Raw genomic sequence first — 7,006 nt, forward strand, 5'->3', positions numbered from 1 at the left:
GTCGTGCGTCAGGCAAACTGGAAAAGGCTTCCACAATGGCAAGCGTTCTCATAGCTCGATAAGAAAAATTCGTTGAGCTTTAGCTTACTGGATTTCACCCTCTCTGTCTAGAATGAAATAGCCCTGGGGATAAGCCACACCAATATTTGGTAGACGAATCAGTTTTTCCGAATAATGTTCTTGTGCATTTTCCGGCTCCATCAACTGGCTAGATAAAAAGTAATCTAAAGTTGGTAAACCAGTTGTAACTGGATGTCCCCATGCTACGCATTGTACAGGAGCAAGACGCAATCCAGCTATTTGGATTGTTAGAGCATCCATCCCAACTTCTGGAAATACAAGTATATGTAGTTTGTCGGTCAAAATCTGTTGACATACAGCTTCAAGATTATAAGGAATATGGTGAAATACATCACTATAACCCTGAAATTGTCGTGTTATGGCGTCTGGTTCATTTCCTGTGTAGTAACAGTAAATTTCAAAGTTTTTCTTTTCGCAGTAACGCAACCAGCCTGTTAACCAAAGGGTTCCGCTGTAAGAATGCAGATAAGCCGAAACATAACCAACACGAATTTTGTTGTTTTCTGTAAGCGGAGGCATAGATACAGGCTCCACCCATTGTGGATAGTTTGCTGCCATAATTTGATGGACGAAATCTCCATATTGGCGTTGTAACTCTAAAACATTGTGAGCCTGATAACCTAAGTAAAAGTTAGTGAAACAACTTATACCCATCAAGGCATTAGTTTTGTCTCCTAGCGTTTCAATTGTTGTCTGTTTAATTAGATTTTGTATCCCTTCTATAAATCGTTGACGATAAAAATTAATTTCATCGTGGGTATCGTAAATAGCTGGCAATATTAAGTTTTTGAATATTTTGAAAACGTATTCATTAGGCAGTAATTGAGATGCTTTGTCTGCACTTGATATTGCTTCTTCAATCTGTCCGTTCTGCTGCAATAATTTTATGAGGTAAAAGTGCAACTTACCTGTTATCGGGTGAAAGCAGATGCCTTCTTGAAGTGTAGCGATCGCTTCTTGTAGTCGATTTAGATGTATAAAGCAATCACTCAGGTTAAAATAAACCTCTGCATCTCCTGTTTGGATTTCTATGAATTTTTGATATTGCTCAATCGCTGTTTCATATCTCTCTTGCTGGTAGAGTTTATTACCAAATTTTAGAATGAACTGTGTAGGATTCTTTTGGGCTTCTAATGCGATCGCTAGGTTATTCAATATATCAGGATTGTCTGGACTTAGCGTCAGAGCTGTTTTATAAACTTCAATCGCTGGCTCAAGTTGATTCTGTTCCATTAACAAATTTCCCAAATTGAGGTAGCTACCAAAGTGGCTGGAGTTAGCTGCGATCGCTTGACGGTAGACTGCTTCAGCCTGCTCGCTTTCACCTGTCTGAGTGAGAAGATTTCCTAAATTGTTGTAAGCCTCAATTAGTTTTGGTTCGAGAGCGATCGCTTCTGTGTAAGCGGAAATTGCTTGAGAATTTTGATTGATTTTCTCGAAAGACAATCCAAGAATATAGTATCCTTGAAATAGAGATGAATCTATTTTTAGTAAATTTAAAATAGCTTCGATAGACTTTTGATATTGTTCGGCTTCGTAATATAATACTCCTAAGCTTAACCACGCTTTAGGATCGCGATTTCTCGCCAGTAGAAAGTCACGATAATTTTTCTCGGCGGCTAAAAACTGCCCTTGCTCATGCAGTGATAAGGCTTCTTGATAAAGCTTATCTAACGCCTCTTCTTTTTGTTCAATAAACTGTAATTGATAGATAGCCTGAACAACTGATGTTTGGCGCATTTGGCTGAAAGTAGACCAGGGATAGTTAGATTTTTTATTTACATCCCAACTGAGAACCTGAATCCCATTCCAAAAAGTGTGATAGCCGTCTCTTGGCGTCAGCAACTCTAGCAATAATTGACACTCTGGGTTAGCAGCCATAAAGTCCCAATTAGCTTGGCGCACCGTTTCCCAATTGCTATCATCCACAATAATCAGGGCTTTTTCAGCCAGAAACGGTCTGATTAGGAGTAATCCTAATAATTGCGATCTATAGTCGTGAGCGCCATCATATAAATAGACACCAATTTTGTCGTCTGGCTTGATTTCTCGAAGCTCTAATAAAAACTCTTCAAAATCTTGATTGCAAAAATAAACTTGATCTTGAATATCAAAATTTGATAAATTATTAATTAATATGTCCAGATTTTCACCGGATTGGTCAAATTCAGAAAAGTTGTCTACAGCGTATGCCATTCGCTCTGGATGATCGAGCAGTGCGCCAATTAAAGTTGAACCTTGATAACAGCCAATCTCACAGTATATTTCATCTGGTTTCATGCACTCCACAGCAAAATGGAGCAACTGCATCACGTTTGCTGTAGTCATTCCTTGAACTTGGTCAAGTGCCTGCTGAAACCGCGTTGATTTGGGTACAACCGACTCTTGTCCCCAATTTTCATAAAGGCTTGGCAGTTGCTCAACAAACTTTTGATAATCCATCGCTAAAACCTCGTATGCCTACTTTTAGTTTATCTAAATAAAAAAATAGGCACAAAGTTTTGGTTCATTAAAATCTTGATAAAGGTGATAAACAGGGCAAAAGTTAGTGCTAGAAAGGGGAGGGGGTGACGATCGCGCATACTTGACCGCGTAGCGCGTATCGCATCGACTTCTGGAATCACAGCACTAAGTTAGAAGCTCGTGAATGGATTTCAACAAATCTTCTGCGGTGTAGGGCTTCGACAAAAATCTTTTGACTACGCCACCAGCGATCGCAGCCAGCTTATGGTTGGAAACCAGTCCACTCACGGCAACAACTTTGACCTGCGGGTTCATTTTTTGCAGGGCGCGGATGGTGGTTGACCCATCCATCGCTGGCATCATCATATCAATTAATACTACAGCGATCTCCGAGCGATGCTGGGCATAGAGCGCGATCGCTTCAATCCCATCGTTGGCAGTGAGTACCCGATAGTCGTAAGCTTCTAGGGATGTTTTGGTCACCTCCCGAATCGCTGGTTCATCATCAACCACCAGAATCCATTCTCCGTGACCTCTAGGCAGTTCGTAACGCTCCTTATTTTCTGCGTTTGTTGTAGTTGTGTTAGTTGCTGGAAAATAAACTTTAAATTGGGTTCCTCTTCCTACTTCGCTATAGACATTGATAAAACCGTCATGACCTTTAATAATCGCCAAAACAGTGGAAAGACCCAGACCTGTGCCTTTACCAAGTTCCTTTGTCGTGAAAAATGGTTCAAAGATTCTTTCTAAACTCTCTGGCGGAATACCACTACCAGTATCCGAAATAGTGATGACAATATAAGACCCCGTTTTGGCATCAATATTCATCCGAGCATAGTTTTCATCAATGAGAAGATTTTCGGCAGAGATACTCAAGATGCCACCATCTGGCATCGCATCGCGAGCATTAACGCAGAGGTTCATCAGCACCTGATGTACTTGGGTGGCATCTCCAGAGACAGGCCAAAGTTCCATCATCGCTATATCTGTATATATTTCGATTGATTTAGGAAATGTCTCTTTGGCAATTTTTTGAATTTCCGCAATTAAGTGCCCTACTTGAAGTGTCATTCTCTCACCTTCAACTCCTCGCGCAAATGACAAGACTTGCTTAATTAGCTCGGCACCACGTTTAGTATTTGTTTCTAGTAGATCCAAAAGCCGCTGACTGCGCGGATCGGGAATTACCATTTGTAAGATTTGAATGGCTGCAAGAATTGGCGTCAGCACATTGTTTAGATCGTGGGCAATGCCGCCAGCCAGCGTACCGATACTCTCCATTCTTTGGGCGCGGCGGAACTGTGCTTCAAGTTGTTTTTTCTCTGTAATATCGGTGTCTACGGAGAGGATTGATTTGGGTTTTTCTTCGTCATCGCGCACCAAGCTCCAACGACTGGCGACAACAATTTGTTTGCCTTCTTTGGTAACTTTATACAATTCACCTTGCCACTCACCTTTGTCGGTAACAGTCTTTTGCGCTTCTAGGAGTTGAGGCGAAGGATTGTTGTACAAAATCTCCGAGACATTTTTTCCCAGAACTTCCTCCGCCTTCCAGCCGTACAGTAACTCAGCTCCTTTACTCCAAAGTACGATTTTGTCTTCCAGATTTCGCACGAGAATTGCATCTGTTGTTACATCTAGCAAGGCAGCTTGTCTGCGGATTTTTTGTTCTGCCTGTTTGCGCTCGGTGATGTCTCGATCCATGCCGCGATAACCTTGGAACTTTCCATCACAATTCCAAACTGGAACTGCACTGGTTTCTAGAACAACCAGATGACCATCTTTGTGAAGAGTAGTATTTTCAAGACAGGTAATGGGTTGTGCAAGGGCAGTCATTGACCCAAAAATATTAGCAACTCGAAAAGCTTCTTCTGGAGGCATGAGATCGAAGGGAGTTTTGCCCAGTACTTCTTCTGGTTCATAACCCAAAATGTCGCGGAGCTTCGGACTGACATAAGTGTAAACAACGTTTTTATCCACCTCCCACACCCAATCGCTAGTCGTTTCGACTAAATTGCGAAACCGCTCTTCGCTTTGGCGCAACGCCTCTTCGTTAGCTTTGCGATCGCTAATGTCACGGGCGATCGCATACATCAACCCTTCTTTAACGACCGGAAAGGCTGTCCATGATAGCCATTTATACGAACCATCCTGACAGATGTAGCGGTTCTCAAAGTCAAGGGTCGGTTCGCCAGTGGCAAGTTTCTCCAATTCGCCAAGGGTTTTTGCTTGGTCTTCAGGATGAACAAAGTTGAACAATGGTGTAGAACAAAGTTCTTCTTGGGAAAGTCCAAGGGTTTTCCCAAAGGCTGGGTTCACGCGCTTAAAATAGCCATCCAAACCAGCAATACACAGCATATCTAACGAGAGGATGAACAAGCGATCGCGCTCTTCCTCTGCCCGCTTGCGAGCGGTAATATCCGTTTGCAAGCCTACGAAGTAGAGTAAGTTCCCCTCATCTGAAAATACTGGCGAAATTCTTAATTCATTCCAGAATGGCTGACCATCTTTTCGATAGTTTATTAGCGTCGTTTGAATCTCTTGTTGTTCGGCAATCGCTTGGCGAATTTGAGCGATCGCTTGCGGATCTGTGCCAGAACCTTGCAGAAAACGGCAGTTTTGACCCATAATCTCCTCTGGCTCATACCCAGAGATCCGCGAGAAAGCTGGGTTTGAGTAGATGATGGGGTTATCTGGCTGATTCGGATCGGTAATAACCACTCCCTCAGAAGCTGAAGTAATCGCCCGTGCTAGTTGCAGATTTTTGGAAGCAGCTTGCCCTAGCGCCTCCTCGGCTCGTTTGCGTGCAGCGATGCTGCGTTCCTGTTCAGCTAAATTACGCCGTAGCTCTAGTAGTTTAATCACCTGGCGGCTTAAAGCTTTAAGTGCCTCTACTTGTTCTGGGCTGAGGTTTCGCGGTACATAATCAACAACACAGAGCGCCCCAATTATCTGTCCCTCAGGCGTCATCAGCGGTGCGCTAGCATAAAATCGGGCACTAGGGCAAGCAATTACGACCGGATTGGTGGCGAACTTTTTATCAGCCAATGTATCAGGAATCATTAAAATGTCGTGTTGCTCAATCAGGGGGCACAACCCGACATCAAGGGGTAATTCTGATACCTCTAAACCCACCTTCGACTTGAACCACTGACGATTCTCATCCAGAAGATTTATTAATGCAATCGGGGTTCCACAAATGTGCGCCGCTAAATGGGCAAGATCGTCGAATGCCTCTTCCGGGTCTGTATCAAGAATCCGATACCGGCGGAGAGCTTCCAGTCTCGCCGTTTCCTTATTAGACACTAAAGTTTTCATCAGTACTTAATTCCTAACTTGGACGGGATTTCGGTAGCCGTCACCTGAAAATGCTTGTTCTGCCTTGTCGCGCTAAATGTCTTCAATGCTGAAAAAGCAGGAGAAAGTCTCAGCGATGAACTTTTCCGTCCGATAACCCTAGCTAGATTGTTCCCTGGCGCTCTAATGGACTAACACTTGCAGGAAAATCCACATAAAAATCGCTAAATTCTACACATTTTCGCTCAAACAGAAGGTCTCTAGCCTTTTACCGCAGTGCCGGAAGTGCGATCGCGACTGCTAAGGGTTATTTGTACCCGTGGGAAGTAAAAAAGGTGGTTTTGCTGCTTTCATGGTGTATGAAATGGTTTTCCTATTCATATCTAAATTCTATAAAATCTATCTAAAGGTTGATGACGGCTTATCATAACAAAAAAGTTTATGATGGCATTTTCTTTGTGATGTCCTATACACCAATCCTTCAACTCCTTGTGGAAGAAAGCAAGTGAACTACCTACACTGACCTTGCGGTACAGTGTAGGCTTCCCAATTCATTGGGGATTGCCTCGGTCTTCATGGATTTTTTACGTCCTGAAGACTTTGGTCTTACATCCCCTCCAAGGGCAGAAGAGCTAGTTCCTAACTCCAAAAGTCGCAAACCTTCATTTCTAATATTGATTGCAGCGTTGATATCTCTATCATGTTGCTGTTGGCAGTGTGGACAATCTACGAACCTTAAACCCAAAGAATCATAACCATTTTGTAGAGATGGGATTGGTAGTAGAGTCGCGCTACAAAGTTGAGAAGATGGGAAGAAACGCCCTATCTCTTGATATGTATGTCCAAACTTCTCAGCTTTGTATTTAAGCATGGCTAGAAACATTCCCCAACCCTGATCACTAATAGCTTTTGCCAGATTGGGATTTTTCACCATATTCTTAACTGCCAAATCTTCTACACAAATAACTTGGTTTTCGTATGCTATTTTGCGAGATAGCTTGTGTAGAAAATCCTCTCTTACTCTAGATATTTTACTAAAGACTTTTGCAACTAACCGTTTAGCATGGAGCCGCTTGTTTGAAGTCTTGTCTTTCTTCCTAGCTAATTTACGTTGCTTGCGCTTTCTATTCTTTTCTAGCTTTGCTATTTGTTTGTTTGGCAAATC

The 7,006-nt window shown here is 42.6% G+C and carries 3 protein-coding genes; all 3 read right to left on the reverse strand.

Annotated elements, in window-relative coordinates; all coding sequences use genetic code 11:
• Positions 1-84 precede the first annotated feature (84 nt).
• Complete coding sequence (locus AC2VDX_RS13975) at positions 85-2,523, reverse strand: tetratricopeptide repeat protein (protein ID WP_378179508.1); 2,439 nt, start codon at positions 2,521-2,523, stop codon at positions 85-87.
• A gap of 186 nt (positions 2,524-2,709) precedes the next feature.
• Positions 2,710-5,862 (reverse strand): PAS domain S-box protein, encoded by a 3,153-nt coding sequence (locus AC2VDX_RS13980; RefSeq protein ID WP_378179510.1) that lies wholly within the window; start codon positions 5,860-5,862, stop codon positions 2,710-2,712.
• Between the two features lie 493 nt (positions 5,863-6,355).
• Positions 6,356-7,006 (reverse strand): RNA-guided endonuclease TnpB family protein (locus tag AC2VDX_RS13985; protein ID WP_378179512.1); only part of this gene is annotated, 651 nt, incomplete at its 5' end.

The sequence above is a fragment of the Coleofasciculus sp. H7-1 genome (assembly GCF_057473865.1).